This window comes from Bradyrhizobium sp. RP6 (assembly GCF_003837805.1).
Lineage (GTDB): Bacteria > Pseudomonadota > Alphaproteobacteria > Rhizobiales > Xanthobacteraceae > Bradyrhizobium.
On sequence record NZ_RQIT01000026.1, the window covers coordinates 55631 to 72537 of the forward strand.

The window sequence follows — 16907 nt, forward strand, 5'->3', positions numbered from 1 at the left end:
GCACAACTAGACGCGAGGCGGTTCACGATGCACATTTGTGCCGTATTTACCCAGGCCAGCTGCTAACCGCGACGATCATTCGATGCCGCTCACATCCAAGCACACATTCCGGATTGGAAGCTACGGACGTTCGACAACCGATGAGGGTTGGGAAAAGCTAGAACCAGAACATATCCGCGTGTGGCAATCGGCACTTAGCCTGCTGAGTGCGCGAACAATGAAAGTGCAGAACTGCACGGTCAGGATCGAAGCCAATTGGATGCCAATCCTGCGGAAGCAAGAGAAGCATTACAACGTAATGAAGCGTTTACAGAAAGGAGCAGCCAGCAAAGCGGAATTGCGTTCGATTCTTGAAGGCTTCCCTGAGCGGAGCACCGAGATCGAAATCACCACGGAGATGCAAGGAGACGAAGTCTCCGAAGAGGCTGCGAAAAATCTCGCCACCAGCGTAATAGAATCCTACCTGTACGATTTCTTCGCGATCCTCAACGTCTCTGCACCTGGCTGCTGTGATTTCTATCGCGGCCAGCTTGTTGGAGGCAGCTTCGAGAGAGACATTCCGCTATCGGGTTTTTATTTTGATATCGCCGTTGTGGGGACGCTAGAAAAGGAGTGGCAACAAATTAGAACATTGCCGCTAGCCCAAACAGTCCGCTGGTACGATTCTGTTCGTTCCGACATTCGACAGATCCCCCAAAATCCTATGGAGAGGGCCCTTTTCGCTCTGCTGCACATATCCAAAATAGACACGGACCCAATGATCGTCATCTGGCTCTTTTACGCTTTTGAGAGTCTGTTTCAAACAAGAGCAGGCGAGAATTTCTCATCGCTGGTTCAACGGATAATTTTGCTATTCAATTTAGACGATACTCAAGCCAAAATTGTTCGTCGAGAATTTCGCGAACTCTACAACACAAGAAGCGCGATTGTTCACGGTGGATTTGAGATTGCACACCCAATGCAAAACGAGGTTTTGGACAAGGCGATCGACGATCATCGGCTTAGAATATCTGAGACCGCTGAGTTTGGGCTAGCTTTGCTGCTAGCAGCCATACAAGAAACCATAGCACGCGGATGGAGATATCCGATCTTTAGCGAACGACTGGACGGCTCCAAGATCGGTTAACAAATAGCCAACCATACGAACTAAGTGGCACGGATCAATTCTGCAGCCTCACCCCCAGCAGCACCACCGTGCCTTGCGAACTCGCGCTCGCCACGTTCGAATCCAGGATGTCGTGGCGCAGCGTGCCCTTGACCCAGATGTTGCGGTTGAGCTTGTAGATCAGGTTGCCTTCGAGTGAGTAGGTTTTGTCGTTGCGACCCTGGTTCTGGTAGTCGTACGTGCCGTAGGTGAACTTGCCGACCGCGGTGAGCCAGCGGCGGAAGTCGTGGTCGACTTCGGCGGCGTAGGTGCGCACCAGGACGCCGGAGGAGCCGGGGATCGTGGTCTCGTTGATCTGCGTGTCGGTGAAGAGCTTCACCGTGGTGAGGCCGCTGGCATTCCAGATCAGGGAGCCCGTGGTGAGGAAGCCGGAGAGCTGGCTGAGACGCGGGTCGGTATAGTTGCGCGCGGAATAGCCGACCGAGATCTCGCCGGTGAGGATGCGCGAGAACTCGAAGGACGAGCCGACCTTGGCGTAGCCGCCGTTCGAGTCGCGGAAATAACCATTGCGGTCGGCGGCCTGGTCGTGGACGCGGGTGTCGCCTTCAATTTCGACGAACGGCTTCAGGCCGGGCTTCAGATCATAGGAGAAGCGCCCGACGCCGCCATACTGGTTGAAGTCGCGGTCGGTGTTGGGGAAGATCGAGCCGTCGGTGAGCTTCGAATCCGTGTAGGCGGTGCGATCGATGGTGGCGCCGGCGGAGACCTGGAAGCGATTAAAGGTCTGGTCGAAGCCGATCGTCGTGCCATAGGCGGCATAGACCGGATATTTCTGCAGGCCGGCCTGCACGTTCGGGCTGCCCGGATTGTCGGTGGCGAGCCGCAGGCGCAGCTGCGAGAGAAGCTTGAAGTCGCGGGTGACGTCGAGCCGGCCATCGACATGGCCGGTGAAATCGGGACGGTTGGCCTCGACCGGCGACGGCGAGGCGAGGCCGTCGATCGTCGCCGGCATGTTGTTGGTGTAGCCCGAGAACGAGCCGCGCAGATCGGCGACCAGCGCATGGCGCTCCCAATCGGACACCACGAGCAGATCCGGCGCGATCACATAGGCCGGCGAACCGACAGGCTTGTTGAGGCGCGTCGGATTGGTGTCGTAGCCCGCGGAGAGTTCGAGCCCGCCCTTGATCAGGAAGCTGCCGGCATAATCGCCGACGGCACCAAACGGATCCTCATCGGCCCTCAGGCGGCGGCGCAGCGGCTGGCCAGGCACGTTGCCCGCCATCGCCGGCGGCACCGGGACCTTGTGTGCGGTCTCGGAGGGCGGCGGCGCGATGCGCGGCGGAGTGAGCGTGCGCTCCGGTGTTGCAGGCGGGGCCTTCGAGCCCGGACCGGCCGCGCGCTTCGGCTTCGGCTGGCCGGGATAAAGCTTTGGCTGCTGCCGTTTGCGGTTGAGCGAGTCGTAGCCGGAGCTGCTCGCGCCGGTGGCTGCGGGCAGGCCGTAGGTCGGGACCTGACCGACGCGCGAGGCCGCCGACCTCTCGCTGGCCTTGCGAGGATCGGCATTGGGATCGGGCAGCGTCGGCAACGCATCCGATGGCGCCTGCGGCACGCCCGCGGTGCGGCGCGTCGGCAACGTGTCGGGCGCGGCAAAGCCGCCGCGGTTGGGATTGAACAGGTCGGGCGTGAGGTTCTGGGCGGCCGCCGGGCCGCTTCCGAGGGCGGTCAGCGCGAGGCATGGCAAAGCCGCGCGCAGGAAATGCTCGCGTTTGCTCCGGCCAGTGCCTGGAGACGACCCCACGATGGAACAACCTCAACAAAATCAAACACTTCCACGATCGCCCCGGCCGGCCGGCAGGAGCCATCGTTAATGGAGTTAAAACAATTATGGTTAATGACCCGTTGAGGGTGTCGGAGCACTCGTCGCCTCGCTTGTCGGGGCGTGCTAAGCAGGCGCCAACGGGCGAACGCCCATCCTCCCTGGACCAGACCATGCCGAGCTCGAAACCGCTGATGACCGCATCATCCGGCCCCATCCCCGACAGCGTCGAATCCGCGCTCCGCACGCTGGAGACCGAGAGCGGCGGTATCAACGCCCTCGCCGCAGCCCTGCGCGGCCCACTGGGCGCGACGTTCGCGAAGGCCGTCGACCTGATCCGCAACGCCAAGGGTCGCGTCATCGTCACCGGGCTCGGCAAGTCCGGACACATGGGCCGCAAGATCGCGGCGACGCTGGCCTCGACCGGCACGCCCGCCTTCTTCGTGCACGCCGCCGAAGCCGGCCATGGCGACCTCGGCATGATCACCACCGACGACGTCATCATGGCGCTGTCCTGGTCCGGCGAGCAGCCCGAGATGAAGAACCTCGTGAACTATTCGGCGCGCTTTGCGATTCCCATGATCGCGGTGACATCGAACGCGGCCTCGTCGCTGGGTCAGGCCGCCGACATCGTGATCGAGTTGCCGAAGGCGCGCGAGGCCTGCCCGCACAATCTGGCGCCGACCACCTCGACCCTGATGCAGGCTGCGATCGGCGACGCCATCGCGATCGCGCTGCTCGAAGGCCGCGGCTTCACAGCGCTGGAATTCGCGCATTTCCACCCTGGCGGCAAGCTGGGCGCGATGCTGAAATTCGTTCGCGACTACATGCGCACCGGCGCCGAGATTCCGGTCAAGCCTGAAGGCACCAAGATGTCGGAGGCCGTGGTCGAGATGTCGGCCAAGGGGCTCGGCTGCGTCTGCATCGTCAACGATGCGGGCGAGGCCGTCGGCATCATCACCGACGGCGATCTGCGCCGCCACATGCGGCCCGACCTTTTGACGGTGACGGTCGATGAGATCATGACGAAGCAGCCCAAGACCGTACCGCCCTCGATGCTCGCGACCGAAATGATCGAGGTGCTGAACACCCGCAAGATCACGACGCTGCTGGTGACCGAAGCGGGCAAGGTGGTCGGCATCGTGCATCTGCACGATCTGCTGCGGGCGGGGGTGGCGTAGGGCACGCACTCTCCACGGAGTCATTCCGGGGCGATGCAAAGCATCGAACTAGGGTGCGGGCTCCCGCACCCGAGAAGCTCGAGATTCCGGGTTCACGCTTCGCGTGCCCCGGAATGACAGCGAGGGTGTGGCTCGCAATGTCGGTGATTAGAGCGGCGCCGGAAACCGCGCCGCGTTCTCCTCCAGGGGCAGTCGCAGCCCGTTGGCCAGATACGACACGGTGCGATAGAAGCCGCACAAGAGCATGATCTCCAGGATCTGTGCCTCGTCGTAATGCGCCGAGAGTGCGACGAATTCCTCGTTGCTCAACGTCGCGCGATGATGCAACGCGTCGACGGCGGCAATCAGCGCCTGCTCGGCCGGCGACCAGCATGGCGATGCCGCGTCGCCCTGCACCGTCGCACGCACTTCATCCTCGGTGAGCTTTGCCGGCCCGGCGAAGATTGCGACATGCACGCCCCATTCATACTCGCACCTGGTCAGCGCGCAGGTGCGGTCGATGACGATTTCGCGCTGGCGCAGGGAGAGCGGTCCGGGATCGAGCAGGCCGCCGGCGCGAAACTTGTCCCAGGCGCGGCTGTGGCCCGCCAGCACCCGGAACAGCACCAGCGGCGGCGCACCCCGCATGATACGATCGAGCTGCGCCTGGATTTCCGTGGGATAAGGCGGCGCGAGCGGGGCAATGCGTGGCGCGGGTTGGGACATCGGCTGCCTCCATCGCTACAATTATCGTAGCAAGATGCTACACTATTCGTAGCGCCATGCAAGAGGGTGATGATGGCAAAACAGGCAGACACGAAGACCAGTCCGGTGCGGGGCTCGCGCACCGGACGGCCGATCATGGTGCTGCTCGACCTTCTCGGCCGGCGCTGGAGCCTGCGAATAATGTGGGAATTGCGGGACGGCCCCCTCACCTCCCGTGCGCTACGCACCGCCTGCGATGAGGCCTCGCCCACGGTGCTGCAAGCGCGGCTGACGGAGCTGCGCGAGGCTGGGTTCGTGGAGCTGGGTGACGGCGGCGGTTACGGGCTGACGCCGCTGGGGCAGGAATTATGCGAGACGTTCATGCCGCTGCATAGGTTTGCGGAGCGGTGGAGGAGGTAGGACATCTCTTACCCTCCCCTGGAGGGTAAGAGAATCACGCCGCGGCGACCGTCAGGTTCGCACCGTCAACTTGCACCACCTTCACCCGCGTTCCGGCCGGCGTATCCGGACCGGCAACGCGCCACACCGTGTCTCCGATACGCATGGTGCCGCTGCCGTCGATGATCGGCTTCTCCAGCGTGAATTCGCGCCCCAGCAGCGCCTCGGCGCGCTTGTTGAGGAACGGGCTGGCGCTCGCGTCCGGCTTCGGCCTGGCGAGCCGGCGCCACACCGGCACCGCGGCGGCGGCGAAGATCGCGAACATGACGAGCTGGATCTGCCAGGAGATGCCGACCGCGAACGAGATCAGCCCAACCAGCAGCGCAGCCAGTCCGAGCCAGAACAGGAAGATGCCCGGCGCCAGCACCTCCAGCGCCATCAGGACGAAGCCGAAGATCAGCCAGTTCCAGGTGCCGAGCGATACGAACATGTCGGTCATGATACGGCCTCTGTGGGTGATCCCGTCACTGCGGCGGCACGGTCGGCGGCGTCGGACGGGACGACGGCACCGAGCCACGGCGGGCGGCCGCGGACACCGCGCCTTCGCCGAACGTCGCCTTGGCGATCTCGCCGATGCCGGCGAGCGAGCCGAGCATGCTCATCGCTTCGACCGGAAGCATGATGACCTTCTGGTTCGGCGAGTCCGCCAGCTGGCCGAACGCCTTGATATACTTGTCTGCGATGAAATAGTTCAATGCGGCGACGTCGCCCTTTGAAATCGCTTCGCTCACCATCTGGGTGGCCTTCGCCTCGGCCTCCGCCGAACGCTCGCGTGCCTCGGCGTCGCGGAACGCCGCTTCCTTGCGGCCTTCCGCCTGGAGGATCTGGCCCTGCTTGGCGCCCTCGGCGCGCAGGATCTCGGACTGGCGCTGGCCTTCGGCGGCAAGGATGTCGGCGCGCTTGACCCGCTCAGCCTTCATTTGCCGGCCCATCGCCTCGACCAGGTCGGCCGGCGGCACGATGTCCTTGATCTCGATGCGGTTGACCTTGACGCCCCAGGGCGAGACCGCGGCGTCGACGACGCGCAAGAGGCGCTCGTTGATCTCGTCGCGATGCGACAGCACCTGGTCGAGGTCCATCGAGCCCATCACCGACCGGATGTTGGTCATGGTGAGGACCGTGATCCCCTGGTTGAGATTGGCGACCTCGTAGCTCGCCTTTGCGGCATCGAACACCTGGTAGAAGGCGACGCCGTCCACCGTCACGGTGGCGTTGTCCTTGGTGATGACCTCCTGCTCGGGAATGTCGATCACCTGCTCCATCATGTTGATCTTGCGTCCGACGCGATCGAAATAAGGCACGATCAGATTGAGCCCGGGGCTGAGCGTCTGCGTGTATTTGCCGAACCGTTCGATGGTCCAGTCATAGCCCTGCGGTACCGTCTTCACGCCGGCCACCAGCGTGACGATGACGAGCAATACCAGAACAATCGCGAAAATGTCGAAACCGCTCATATATCCTCCAAGGCGGGAGAGCCCTTTTCCCGCGCTGTCATTGGTCGAGATCGCGACCTTACCGGTTCAGCGGTCGCGCGTAACCTCGGCATGGGTGCGATTCTGCACAAGTCGCGCGAAGAGGGAACGCTCGCGAGATGTATTTGCATGAGGCTCTTGAAAGCGAGCGGCGCCCGCCGCGACAATATTAACGCATCCGGCCGTGCCGTCGGCCGCGGGCGGCTTCATTCGATGACGTCATTCGCGATTGCAAGCAGGCCCGCGGAAAGTGTGACGCTGAGCGCCCTCGCCGTCTTCAGGTTGATCGTCAGCTCGAACTTGGTGGGGTTCTGGACCGGGAGGTCGGCCGCCTGTGCCCCCCTGAAGATGCGATCGATGTAGTCCGCGGCGCGCCGGAGCTGCTCGGCGCTGTCGGTGCTGTAGGACATCAGCCCGCCCTCGTCGACGAAGGTCCGGCTCCAGAATACCGCGGGCACGCGCGCCTGTGCGATCACCGAAAGCAGTTGCGCGCGGTTGGCCATGGTGAAGAAGTCCGGCAGGACCAGGATGGCGCCGTCCTTCCGCGAAGCCAGTGCCCCGATCGAGGCGGCGTCATGGACCGGCGCGGGCTCGACCGTCACGTGCAGAGTCCGTGCGGCGTCCTCGATGGTGCGCAGCATCAGGGGCGCGAACGGCGCGGTGGCGGGATTGTAGACGACGACCACGCGGCGGACGGGCGGCCTGACCTGGGTCAGCATCTCCAGCCATTTGCCGGCGAGCGGACCGTCATAATCGGTGAAGCCGGTGATGTTGCCGCCGGGATGCGCGAGATTTTCGACAAAGCCCTGGCTGACGGGATCGGTGACGACGGCGAACACGATCGGGATCGTCGTGGTACGCCGGCGCAGCTCCTCCACCGAGGGCGTGCCGACCGCGAGCAGGATGTCGGGCTTGAGCGCGATCAGCTCGTCCGCAAGCTGCGCGATGCGGGCGCGGTCGCCGCCGCCGCTGCGCCAATCGATCTTGAGGTTGTCGCGCTCCTTCCAGCCCTGGCCGGCGAGCGCTTCGACCAGGATTGTGCTGCGCGCCCGCCCGATCGCATCATCGGCGGCCGTGACCGAGAGCACGCCGAGCCGCCGTGCCGCGTTCGGCGGCTGCCCCAGTACCGGGGCCGGCAGCGCCACGATCATCCCGAGAAGCGCCAGGCACTCACGACGGTTCATGGGGCGCCCATCAGATCCAGCCCTGAAGCTCGCGCAGCACCAGGGTGCGGATCACGTCCATGCCTGATACGCTATCGTTGAGACACGGGATCGCGGAAAACTGCTCTCCGCCATTGTGCTTGAAGATCTCGGCATTTTCCTGCGCGATCTCCTCCAGCGTCTCCAGGCAGTCGGCGGCAAAGCCCGGCGTCACCACCGCGATGCGGCGCACGCCTTCCTTGGCGAGCCGCTCCATGGTCTTGTCGGTGTAGGGCTGGAGCCACTCGTCATTGCCGAAGCGCGACTGGAAGGTCAGCAGCAGCTTCGTGTCGTCCATGCCGAGCCGGCGGCGCAGCGCCTCTGTCGTGGCAATGCAGTGCTGCTGGTAGGGATCGCCCTTCTCGACATAGGATTTCGGCATGCCGTGGAAGGACGCCACGATCAGCTCCGGTTTGAAGGACAGCGTCGCCAGATGCGCCTCGATCGAGGTCGCGAGCGCCTCGATATAGGCCGCATCTTCATAGTAGGGCGGCGTCACCCGCAGCGTCGGCTGGTTGCGCAAGCGGGCCAGCACGCGGAACACTTCGTCGCAGACGGTCGCCGAGGTCGAGGCGGAATATTGCGGATAGAGCGGCACGGCGAGAATGCGCTCGCACCCTTTCGCGATCAGCGCGTCGATGCCCGACTTGATCGAGGGATTGCCGTAGCGCATCGCCCAGTCGACAACGACGTGGCCGCGGTCCGACAAGGCTGCTGCGAGCTTGTCGCTTTGCGAGCGCGTGATCGTCTTCAGCGGCGACTCGTTCCGCTCGGTGTTCCAGATCTTCTGGTAGTCCAACGCCTTGGTACGGGGACGGCTGCGCAGGATGATCCCGTTCAGCACCAGCTTCCAGATCAGGCCCTGGTCCTCGATGACGCGGGCGTCACTGAGGAACTCCTTGAGGTAGACCCGTACGCCCGGCGCATCGGCGGTGTCAGGCGTTCCGAGATTGATCAGGAGCACGCCAACACGCGGCAAGGTGGACTGGGTGGCCGGTCTCGCGGTCTCGATAGGGACGACACTGGTCATGGCTCTGTGGGTCGCGCGTTGGTCCGAACTTGTCAAGATGAGCCGGGGTTCGCTAGGGTCGCACCCAAGCGGGGGGAGGCAAGATGACGCTCGCGGAATGGTGCGTATTCGGAGCGCTGCTGCTGTATCTGGCAACGATCGCCTCGGTCAAATGGATCAGGTTTCGCCGCTTCGACAATTCCCGGCCGCGCGATCCCGCCTTCTATGAGGACGCTCTCTCGCAGCGCGCACTCGGGGCGCACCAGAACGGCATCGAGACCTTTCCGTTCTTCGCCTTCGCGGTGCTGCTTGCCGAATACCGGGGCTCGCCGCAGCGCCTGATCGACGAGCTCGCGGCGCTGTTCCTGATCGTGCGCCTCGCCTATGTGCTGACCTATCTCGGCAACCGCCCGACCCTGCGCTCGATCCTCTGGAGCATCGGCTTTGCGATCAACCTCGGGATCTTCTTCATGCCGGCCCTGAAGCGGTTCCTGCCGGTGTGAGGCGGCGTCACACCGCCAAATGACGCTCGCGCGTCCCGATCAGCGCCCGCATCGATGCCGGGATCGTGACCGGACGATGGGTGTTTTGGTCCGTGTAGACCCAGACGATCTCGCCGGTCACCAGCGCGTCGGCGCCGCTCTTGCGGAAGATGGCGAGTTCGAAGACGAGGCTCGAATTGCCGATCCGCGCCACGCGTGCGCCGACGTCGAGCTCCCAGTCGAAGCGGACCGGCGCCTTGTACTCGATCAGCGATTTGACGACGTGAAAATCGATGCCGCTTGCCTGAGCATCCGCATATTGGTCATAGCCCAGCGCGCGGAAATATTCGGTAATGGTGGTGTCGAAATAGGTCAGGTAATGCGCGTTGAAGACGACACCCTGGCCGTCGATCTCGGAATAGCGCACCCGGAATGGGTGGAAGAACCAGAAATTTTCGCGCGACATGGTATCCCCCGAGACGTTCTTGTTTGGTTTGATGATGTGAATAGCGGACCGGAGGGAGTTCGCAAAGGTGCCATGGCCCGGATGGTCCGTCCTCGTCATTGCGAGGAGCCCTTGCGACGAAGCAATCCAGACTGCCGCCGCAGAGACACTCTGGATTGCTTCGCTACGCTCGCAATGACGGAGCAAGGTGTCGACTGTCGTGTCCAGCTAGCGCCGCGAACCGCAGGCGCGTCCTCAAAAACACGTCGTCCGTTCAGCGGCGATGTAGCCGAACAGCAGCCCGACTCCGAACAGCAGCACGAGGCCGGCGGCGCCGAATTCGATGCCGCGCATGAAGAGCGCGCCGCCGCCGTCGCGCCCGGCGCTGAGGCGGGCGGCGATATCCTTGGCGGAGACGGCGACGATCGCGATGGCCGCGACCGTGATCGCGGTGCCGAGACCCATCAGGAAGGTTGCGGCGACGCCAGCCCAGAACAGGCCCTGGGCCAGTGCGAACACCAGGACCAGGATCGCACCCGAGCACGGGCGGATGCCGACGGTCAGGATCGCGGCGAACCCGCGCCGCCAGCCACCGGGGCCAGCGAGCTCGCTGGGGGTGGGGCCGTGGGAATGGCCGCAATGCTCGTCATGGACGTGACCATGGCCGTGGTCATGGTGAGCGTGGCTGTGGCCATGGTGGTGATCATGCCCGTGATCGTGGTCATGATGAGCATGGGCCTCACGATGATGGTGATGATCGTGATCATGATGGTGCGGCACGCCCGCCATCGCCGGCACCGGCTGGACCGCCTGAAGCGCACGAATGAAGGTGCCGCCCTTGACCCAGACCAATCGCAGACCGAACAGCGCGATCAGGGCGTAGCTCGCGATCTCGATCACCCCTTCCGCCCTGCACATGGTCTTTGCGGTCGCATTCAGGATCCAGGCCGAAATGCCGACGATCAGGATCGCCACCAGCGACTGCATCAGCGCCGAGGCAAAGGACAGCGCAATTCCGCGGCGCGCGGTCTCGCGATTGGCGACGAGATAGGACGCGATCACCGCCTTGCCGTGGCCGGGACCGGCGGCGTGGAAGATGCCGTAGGCAAACGAGATGAACAGCAGCGTCCACACCGCCGAGCCGTCGGACTTCGCCGCCCGGATGGTCGCCGACATCTGCCGATAGAATTCCGACTGTTTTGCCAGCAGCCAGCCGATCACACCGCCGGCTTCAGGCTCGGCCGCCTGCGCCGGTCGCGGCGCGCCGAACGGATTTTGCGCGAGCAGATCATGGAGCGCGGCATCGGCCACGGCGACGACAAGCAGAACGGCGGTGCAGGCGAGCAGCCCGCGCACGAGCGGAGAGAGTTGCGGCTTCAAGGGCAATCCACCGTGATCTTGTTGGCGAACATCATGCCGAAATTCGCGCTCTCGCCGTTCAGGAAGGTCTGCTCGTTCAGCTTCTGCGCGCTCGCGGTGCCGTCGTTCGGTCGCTCCAGCTTCATCTGGCAGCCCGCTGGCGCGCCGACCAGCTTGACCGGATCGTCCTTGGCCATCTGGAAGTCGATGAAGAAGGAGCGGTCGAACACTTCGAGCACCAGTTGCTTCGGCTTGACCGGGTTCTTCAGCGGCAGCGTGAAGTGCAGGGTCAGCACCGTATCCTTGTAGTCGAGGAAATAGTCGACCGGCTCCTGGAATCTTTCCTTCTTGCCGTCGGCTCGCGCAAAGGTGAAGTAGGCGTATTCCTTCAGCGACTCGACATTGGTCTGCGCCAGCGGCGTCAGCTCCTCGCGCGTATAAGCGCCCTTGGTCTTGCTCTCGAGCCCCTGCACCGCATAGGCCGAGAACATGTCGTCGAAGGTCCATGCATGGCGCACGCCGGTGATGCTGCCGTCGGCGGCGTAGAGCAGCTCGCTGGTCGCGGTGATCCAGACATGCGGATGCGCCTGCGCCGCGCCCGCCGCGAGCGTCATCGCGGCGGCGAGCAGCAGGCCGAAAAGAGCGCGCATGCCCATCAGGCGGCCTTCGCTGCGTCGAGCAGGCCGCGGCGGCGGAGCAGCGCATCCGGCTCGGGCGGGCGGCCGCGGAAGGCCTCATAGGCAGCTTCGGGATCGACCGATCCGCCGCTCGAATAGATGTCGTCGTGCAGGCGCTTGGCGACGGCAGGATCGAAGATGTCCCCGGCCTCCTCGAACGCACCGAAGGCATCGGCGTCCATCACCTCCGACCACATGTAGCTGTAATAGCCGGCGGCATAATGATCGCCGGTGAAGATGTGGCCGAACTGCGTGGGCCGGTGACGCAGCGCGATCTCCTCGGGCATGCCGATCTTCTCCAGCTCGCGTCTCTCGAACGCGCGCACGTCCTCTGCGGCGGCGGCCGGCTGGGTGTGGAATTCGAGGTCGATCAGCGCCGAGGAAACGAACTCGACCGTGGCGAAGCCCTGGTTGAATTTTCGCGCGGCCAGGAACCGCTGCAGCAGCTCATCCGGCAGCGGCTCGCCGGTCTGGTAATGGCGGGCGAACTTCTGCAGCACCTCGGGCCGCTCCTGCCAGTGCTCGTAGAGCTGCGACGGCAGCTCGACGAAATCGGTGAACACGGACGTGCCCGACAGCGAGGGATAGGTCACGTTGGAGAGCATGCCGTGCAGGCCGTGGCCGAACTCGTGGAACAGGGTGCGGGCATCGTCGGGCGACAGCAGCGACGGCTCGCCGCCGGCCCCCTTGGCGAAATTGCAGATGTTGAGAACCAGCGGCGCGACGTCGCCGTCGAGCTTCTGCTGGTCGCGCAGCGAGGTCATCCAGGCGCCGGAGCGCTTCGACGGCCGGGCGAAGTAGTCGCCATAGAACAGCGCCTTGTGCTTGCCATCCGGCCCCTTCATCTCCCAGACCCGGACGTCCGGGTGCCAGACCGGAACGTCCTTGCGCTCCTCGAAGGTGACGCCGAACAGGCGCGTGGCGCAGTCGAAGGCAGCCGCGATCATGTTGTCGAGGCTGAGGTATGGCTTGATCGCGGCATCGTCGAAATTGGCGCGCTGGAGGCGGAGCTTCTCGGCGTAGAAGCGCCAGTCCCAGGGGGCGAGCTTGAAATTGCCGCCCTCGTCCGTGATCAGCGCCTGCATCTCGTCGCGGTCGGCGAGCGCCCGGGCCCGGGCCGGCTTCCAGACCCGCTCGAGCAGGCTCCGCACAGCGTCCGGCGTCTTGGCCATGGAGTCTTCGAGCCGGTAGGCGGCGTAGGTCGGGTAGCCCAGGAGGTTTGCGCTCTCCTCGCGCAGCTTCAGGATTTCTCCGATGGCCGCGTTGTTGTCGTTGGCGTTGCCGTTGTCGCCGCGCGCGATGAAGGCCTTGTAGACCTTCTCGCGCAGGTCGCGCCGCGCCGAGCTCTTCAGGAACTGTTCGACCGAGGAGCGCGACAGGGTGACGATGGCCTTGCCGGCCATACCGCGCTCTTCTGCCGCAGCCTTGGCGGCAGCGATGAAGCTCTCCGGCAGGCCCTGGCGGTCGACCTCCCCAAGCTCCAGGAACCAGTCCTGCTCGTCACCGAGCAGATGGTGGCTGAAGCTGGTGCCGAGCTGGGCGAGTCGCTCGTTGATCGCGGCCATCCGCGTCTTCGCCTCCTCGGAGAGACCGGCGCCGGCGCGGCGGAAGCGGGTATAGGTGCGCTCCAGGAGGCGCAGCTGCTCGGGCGTGAGCCCGAGGTTGGCGCGCTTCTCGTGCAGCTGGGCGATGCGACCGAACAGCACGGCGTTCATCATGATCGGATTCCAGTGTCGCGCCATCCGTAAGGAGACCTCCTTGTCGATCTCCAGGATGGCCGGGTTGGAATGCGCCGAGACCAGGTCGTAGAACACCGCCGCGACCTTGCTCAGGAGCTTGCCCGAGCGCTCCAGCGCCGTGATGGTGTTGGCGAAGTCGGGTGCCGCTGGATCGTTGGTGATCGCCGCGATCTCGGCCGCGTGGTCGGCGAAGGCCTGCTCGAACGCCGGGAGGAAGTGCTCCGGCTTGATCTCGTCGAAGGGCGGGGTCGCAAACGGCGTCACCCAGGCCTTCAGCAGCGGATTGGTCTGGGCATCCGAAATTTGGCGGGATTCTGACATCACAAGTCCGATTTTCATGGGCGATTGTTGCGGCCAGCTATAGCACGCGATGGGGCTTTTTTGGGCCGTTTGCCCTTGCTCCGAGCCGCCTTTTCGGGGAGATTGCGGCCCTCGAAGTCAGGACCCCCGAGCCCATGAACGCGCCCTCTTCCTCTTCCCGCCAGATCGCCTGGCCCAGCGTCATCACCGTGATCAGCGCCGCCATTCTGATCGGCGCCGAGGTGTTCGGCGCGGCCTTTGCCGGCGGCTGGGCGCTCGCGATCCTGTTCGGGCTCGGCGACCAGGGCGCCCACATCCTTCAGGCCGTGTTGTTCGCACTCGGCGTGCTGGTGATGACCGCGTTCATCCGCGCAGCTCAGCGCGTCGAGCCGTTCACGAAGCGCGGCTGAAGCTCGCGCGCGGCAGACGCGCGCGCCGCGTGGAGAAGCTTAACGCGCGTTCATCTTCCGCGTCGCTCGCGCAACACTGCGCAAGCAGATGTTAGGCAATTCGGTTGGCAGCCTAAAAAAATTCTTGCGAAGCAGAGTCAAAACGCTTATGTGCGGATTTGCCCAATTTCGCACGTGCCTGTGGTCGTGTGTCAGTCGGTAGGTATCCGGACAAGAGGCCGGACAGCCGCCAAGGGGTGAAGAAGCCGAGGGGCTCTTCGGAAGTGCAGAAGTCAGAGGATCGAGGTCCGAAGACGAAGGCAAACCCGAAGTGTCCAGCATCTCTCTCAAAGAGATGCCATGTCGAAGGTGACTTTACTCTTTGCAACCGTGACTGGCAGCCGGAGGCGAACCGGCGCACCCCGCTCTCAACGGGGGACGCGACTTAAAGCAACGACGGATCGGGCTTTTTTGGTCTCTACCGGCAGTCCAACGCCGGCGCGGGCTACTGAAAAGGCTTGTCCTTCATTGCCAGGTGTGCGGGCGGGAACACTCCCAACCAATCCACGGCAGCACAGTCTGGTTTGAGTCTTGTGGCTTCGTCGCGCCTCCATCGCGCGATCCGGCCAGAGCACTCTTATCCGACGTCATGTTTTGAACGGGCCCGTCGCTGGGCCGTTTGGGAGAGTGCCATGACCGAACGTATCCAGGAATTCCTGCGCAATCGCCGCAAGGATGGCCTCGACACCGAGCCGTGCCTCGTCGTCGACCTCGAGGTCGTGCGCGACAATTACCAGAGCTTCGCCAAGGCGCTGCCCGACAGCCGCGTGTTCTACGCCGTCAAGGCGAACCCGGCGCCGGAAGTGCTGGCCCTGCTCGCCTCCATGGGCTCCTGCTTCGACACCGCGACCGTCGCCGAGATCGAGATGGCGCTGGCTGCTGGTGCGACGCCCGACCGCATCTCCTTCGGCAACACGATCAAGAAGGAGCGCGACATCGCGCGCGCCTTCGCGCTCGGCATTCGGCTGTTCGCCGTGGACTGCGCCGCCGAGGTCGAGAAGGTCGCGCGTGCCGCCCCCGGCGCGAAGGTATTCTGCCGCATCCTCTATGACTGCGCCGGCGCCGAGTGGCCGCTGTCGCGCAAGTTCGGCTGCGACCCGGAAATGGCGGTCGAGGTGCTCGACCTCGCCAAGCGCCTGGGCCTGGAGCCGTGCGGCATCTCGTTCCATGTCGGCTCGCAGCAGCGCAAGGTGAAGGCGTGGGACCGTGCGCTGGCGATGGCCTCGCAGGTGTTCCGCGACTGCGCCGAGCGCGGCATCAACCTGTCGATGGTCAACATGGGCGGCGGCTTCCCGACCAAGTACCTGAAGGACGTGCCGCCGGTCGTGACCTACGGCCGCTCGATCTTCCGCGCGCTGCGCAAGCACTTCGGCAACCAGATCCCGGAGACCATCATCGAGCCGGGCCGCGGCATGGTGGGCAACGCCGGCATCATTGAATCCGAGGTCGTGCTCATTTCGAAGAAGAGCGATGAGGACGAGGTCCGCTGGGTGTATCTCGACATCGGCAAGTTCGGCGGTCTCGCCGAGACCATGGACGAGTCGATCCGTTACGCCATCCGCACCCGTCACGACGGCGCGGACATGACGCCGTGCGTGCTCGCAGGTCCGACCTGCGACAGCGCCGACGTGCTGTACGAGAAGAACCCGTATCCGCTTCCCGTCACGCTCGAGATCGGCGACAAGGTGCTGATCGAAGGCACCGGGGCCTATACGTCGACCTACTCGTCGGTGGCGTTCAACGGCATCCCGCCGCTGAGGACGTACCACATCTGATCCGCCTCTCTGTTCTCGAGGCCTGACGAACCCGGGAGCCGGTCCGCCGGCTCCCTTCCTGACATTGCCATTCTGACGACGCGCGAGTCCGCGTGCCCCTGGCGCTCGGATTCGAGCGGGGACTGACGTGCCATGACTGCTCCTCGGAAGCCACAGATCGCCCTCTCCTCGAAAGCCGCTCCGTTCGTGATCCGCGCGGAGCGTGCCGCCGACGTCGTGATGCGTGAGGCACTGCTCGATGCCTGCTTTGGCGAGACCCGCCACGGCCGCACCTGCCAGCGCCTGCGCGACGGACGCGCACCCGCTGCAGGCCTTGCCCTATCGGCGATGCGCGAGGGCAAGCTCGTGGGAACCGTGCGGCTGTGGCACGTCAGCGCCGGAGGCAGGCCCGCTCTGGTCCTCGGACCGCTGGCGGTGGACCCTGCCTGCCGCGAGCTCGGGATTGGCGCCGCGCTGATGCATCAAGCGCTGGCCGCCGCCCGGGCGCGCGGGCATGCCGCCGTGATCCTGCTCGGCGACGCGCCCTATTACGCCCGCTTCGGCTTCTCGGCGGGGAAGACCGGCGAGCTCTCGCTGCCCGGCCCGTTCGAGCGCGACCGCCTGCTGGCGGTCGAATTCACCGATGGCGCGCTCGACGGCGCCGAAGGGATGATCGTCCCGACCGGCGCGGCCCTGTCCAAACGGAGGGCGGTTCGCGCTCTCCAGGCGCACGCGGCCTAAGAGGTCGCCTTCATAGCGAAGAGCGAAATAGCA

At 64.5% G+C, this 16907-nt stretch carries 17 protein-coding genes; 7 read left to right on the plus strand and 10 right to left on the minus strand.

All coding sequences use genetic code 11. The annotated features are described in order from the left end of the window. Positions 1-82: 82 nt before the first annotated feature. Complete coding sequence (locus tag EHH60_RS31595) at positions 83-1126, plus strand: HEPN domain-containing protein (protein WP_124163249.1); 1044 nt, start codon at positions 83-85, stop codon at positions 1124-1126. A gap of 34 nt (positions 1127-1160) precedes the next feature. Here EHH60_RS31595 and EHH60_RS31600 read toward each other — a convergent pair whose 3' ends face one another. Beyond that, positions 1161-2903, minus strand: coding sequence for an outer membrane beta-barrel protein (locus tag EHH60_RS31600; protein WP_124163250.1), 1743 nt, complete (start codon positions 2901-2903; stop codon positions 1161-1163). A gap of 191 nt (positions 2904-3094) precedes the next feature. Between EHH60_RS31600 and EHH60_RS31605 the strand changes: the two genes are divergently transcribed. Beyond that, positions 3095-4102 (plus strand): KpsF/GutQ family sugar-phosphate isomerase, encoded by a 1008-nt coding sequence (locus tag EHH60_RS31605; RefSeq protein WP_199752284.1) that lies wholly within the window; start codon positions 3095-3097, stop codon positions 4100-4102. Between the two features lie 147 nt (positions 4103-4249). Here the strand turns inward: EHH60_RS31605 and EHH60_RS31610 are convergent, their stop codons facing one another. Further along, positions 4250-4807 (minus strand): carboxymuconolactone decarboxylase family protein, encoded by a 558-nt coding sequence (locus EHH60_RS31610; protein WP_124163252.1) that lies wholly within the window; start codon positions 4805-4807, stop codon positions 4250-4252. Positions 4808-4879: 72 nt separating this feature from the next. Between EHH60_RS31610 and EHH60_RS31615 the strand changes: the two genes are divergently transcribed. Then, positions 4880-5206 (plus strand): winged helix-turn-helix transcriptional regulator, encoded by a 327-nt coding sequence (locus tag EHH60_RS31615; protein ID WP_124163253.1) that lies wholly within the window; start codon positions 4880-4882, stop codon positions 5204-5206. A 34-nt stretch (positions 5207-5240) separates the two neighbouring features. Here EHH60_RS31615 and EHH60_RS31620 read toward each other — a convergent pair whose 3' ends face one another. The 4 genes from EHH60_RS31620 to hemH all read right to left on the minus strand — a co-directional run bounded on the left by EHH60_RS31620 (position 5241) and on the right by hemH (position 8949). Then, on the minus strand, positions 5241-5684 hold the full coding sequence (locus EHH60_RS31620) for an NfeD family protein (RefSeq protein WP_124163254.1): 444 nt from the start codon (positions 5682-5684) through the stop codon (positions 5241-5243). A gap of 25 nt (positions 5685-5709) precedes the next feature. Then, on the minus strand, positions 5710-6699 hold the full coding sequence (locus EHH60_RS31625) for an SPFH domain-containing protein (RefSeq protein ID WP_124163255.1): 990 nt from the start codon (positions 6697-6699) through the stop codon (positions 5710-5712). 224 nt (positions 6700-6923) lie between these two features. Continuing rightward, positions 6924-7901 (minus strand): ABC transporter substrate-binding protein, encoded by a 978-nt coding sequence (locus tag EHH60_RS31630; RefSeq protein WP_124163256.1) that lies wholly within the window; start codon positions 7899-7901, stop codon positions 6924-6926. A 10-nt stretch (positions 7902-7911) separates the two neighbouring features. Next, positions 7912-8949 (minus strand): ferrochelatase, encoded by a 1038-nt coding sequence (gene hemH, locus EHH60_RS31635; RefSeq protein ID WP_124163257.1) that lies wholly within the window; start codon positions 8947-8949, stop codon positions 7912-7914. 83 nt (positions 8950-9032) lie between these two features. Here hemH and EHH60_RS31640 point away from each other — a divergent pair, with 83 nt between their 5' ends. After that, positions 9033-9431, plus strand: a complete 399-nt coding sequence (locus tag EHH60_RS31640) for an MAPEG family protein (protein WP_124163258.1) — start codon at positions 9033-9035, stop codon at positions 9429-9431. 7 nt (positions 9432-9438) lie between these two features. Here the strand turns inward: EHH60_RS31640 and EHH60_RS31645 are convergent, their stop codons facing one another. The 4 genes from EHH60_RS31645 to EHH60_RS31660 all read right to left on the minus strand — a co-directional run bounded on the left by EHH60_RS31645 (position 9439) and on the right by EHH60_RS31660 (position 13951). Further along, positions 9439-9876, minus strand: coding sequence for an acyl-CoA thioesterase (locus EHH60_RS31645; RefSeq protein ID WP_124163259.1), 438 nt, complete (start codon positions 9874-9876; stop codon positions 9439-9441). Positions 9877-10110: 234 nt separating this feature from the next. Then, positions 10111-11235 carry a nickel/cobalt transporter gene (locus tag EHH60_RS31650; RefSeq protein ID WP_199752286.1) on the minus strand — a complete coding sequence of 375 codons (1125 nt, stop codon included), beginning with the start codon at positions 11233-11235 and terminating at the stop codon, positions 10111-10113. Then, positions 11232-11870, minus strand: a complete 639-nt coding sequence (locus tag EHH60_RS31655; RefSeq protein WP_124163261.1) for a DUF1007 family protein — start codon at positions 11868-11870, stop codon at positions 11232-11234. The genes EHH60_RS31650 and EHH60_RS31655 overlap by 4 nt, the downstream gene beginning before the upstream one ends. After that, positions 11870-13951, minus strand: coding sequence for a M3 family metallopeptidase (locus tag EHH60_RS31660; protein ID WP_124163262.1), 2082 nt, complete (start codon positions 13949-13951; stop codon positions 11870-11872). Before EHH60_RS31660 ends, EHH60_RS31655 begins: the two co-directional genes overlap by 1 nt. Positions 13952-14085: 134 nt before the next feature. On the opposite strand from EHH60_RS31660, the gene EHH60_RS31665 reads away from it, so the two are divergent. The 3 genes from EHH60_RS31665 (at position 14086) to EHH60_RS31680 (ending at position 16874) form a co-directional block, all read left to right on the plus strand. After that, positions 14086-14340 carry a hypothetical protein gene (locus EHH60_RS31665; RefSeq protein ID WP_124163263.1) on the plus strand — a complete coding sequence of 85 codons (255 nt, stop codon included), beginning with the start codon at positions 14086-14088 and terminating at the stop codon, positions 14338-14340. Positions 14341-15011: 671 nt separating this feature from the next. Then, a complete protein-coding gene (locus EHH60_RS31675) occupies positions 15012-16154 on the plus strand; it encodes a type III PLP-dependent enzyme (protein ID WP_124163264.1) in 1143 nt (380 codons plus the stop codon). 132 nt (positions 16155-16286) lie between these two features. After that, entirely contained in the window at positions 16287-16874 is a 588-nt protein-coding gene (locus tag EHH60_RS31680) for a GNAT family N-acetyltransferase (RefSeq protein WP_124163265.1), read from the plus strand. Positions 16875-16907 lie beyond the last annotated feature (33 nt).

Coding starts and splice junctions, on each gene's coding strand:
- EHH60_RS31595 (WP_124163249.1), top strand. CDS start 83: ATGCCGCTCACATCCAAGCACACATTCCGGATTGGAAGCTACGGACGT.
- EHH60_RS31605 (WP_199752284.1), top strand. CDS start 3,095: ATGCCGAGCTCGAAACCGCTGATGACCGCATCATCCGGCCCCATCCCC.
- EHH60_RS31610 (WP_124163252.1), bottom strand. CDS start 4,807: ATGTCCCAACCCGCGCCACGCATTGCCCCGCTCGCGCCGCCTTATCCC.
- EHH60_RS31615 (WP_124163253.1), top strand. CDS start 4,880: ATGGCAAAACAGGCAGACACGAAGACCAGTCCGGTGCGGGGCTCGCGC.
- EHH60_RS31620 (WP_124163254.1), bottom strand. CDS start 5,684: ATGACCGACATGTTCGTATCGCTCGGCACCTGGAACTGGCTGATCTTC.
- EHH60_RS31625 (WP_124163255.1), bottom strand. CDS start 6,699: ATGAGCGGTTTCGACATTTTCGCGATTGTTCTGGTATTGCTCGTCATC.
- EHH60_RS31630 (WP_124163256.1), bottom strand. CDS start 7,901: ATGAACCGTCGTGAGTGCCTGGCGCTTCTCGGGATGATCGTGGCGCTG.
- hemH (WP_124163257.1), bottom strand. CDS start 8,949: ATGACCAGTGTCGTCCCTATCGAGACCGCGAGACCGGCCACCCAGTCC.
- EHH60_RS31640 (WP_124163258.1), top strand. CDS start 9,033: ATGACGCTCGCGGAATGGTGCGTATTCGGAGCGCTGCTGCTGTATCTG.
- EHH60_RS31645 (WP_124163259.1), bottom strand. CDS start 9,876: ATGTCGCGCGAAAATTTCTGGTTCTTCCACCCATTCCGGGTGCGCTAT.
- EHH60_RS31655 (WP_124163261.1), bottom strand. CDS start 11,870: ATGGGCATGCGCGCTCTTTTCGGCCTGCTGCTCGCCGCCGCGATGACG.
- EHH60_RS31660 (WP_124163262.1), bottom strand. CDS start 13,951: ATGTCAGAATCCCGCCAAATTTCGGATGCCCAGACCAATCCGCTGCTG.
- EHH60_RS31665 (WP_124163263.1), top strand. CDS start 14,086: ATGAACGCGCCCTCTTCCTCTTCCCGCCAGATCGCCTGGCCCAGCGTC.
- EHH60_RS31675 (WP_124163264.1), top strand. CDS start 15,012: ATGACCGAACGTATCCAGGAATTCCTGCGCAATCGCCGCAAGGATGGC.
- EHH60_RS31680 (WP_124163265.1), top strand. CDS start 16,287: ATGACTGCTCCTCGGAAGCCACAGATCGCCCTCTCCTCGAAAGCCGCT.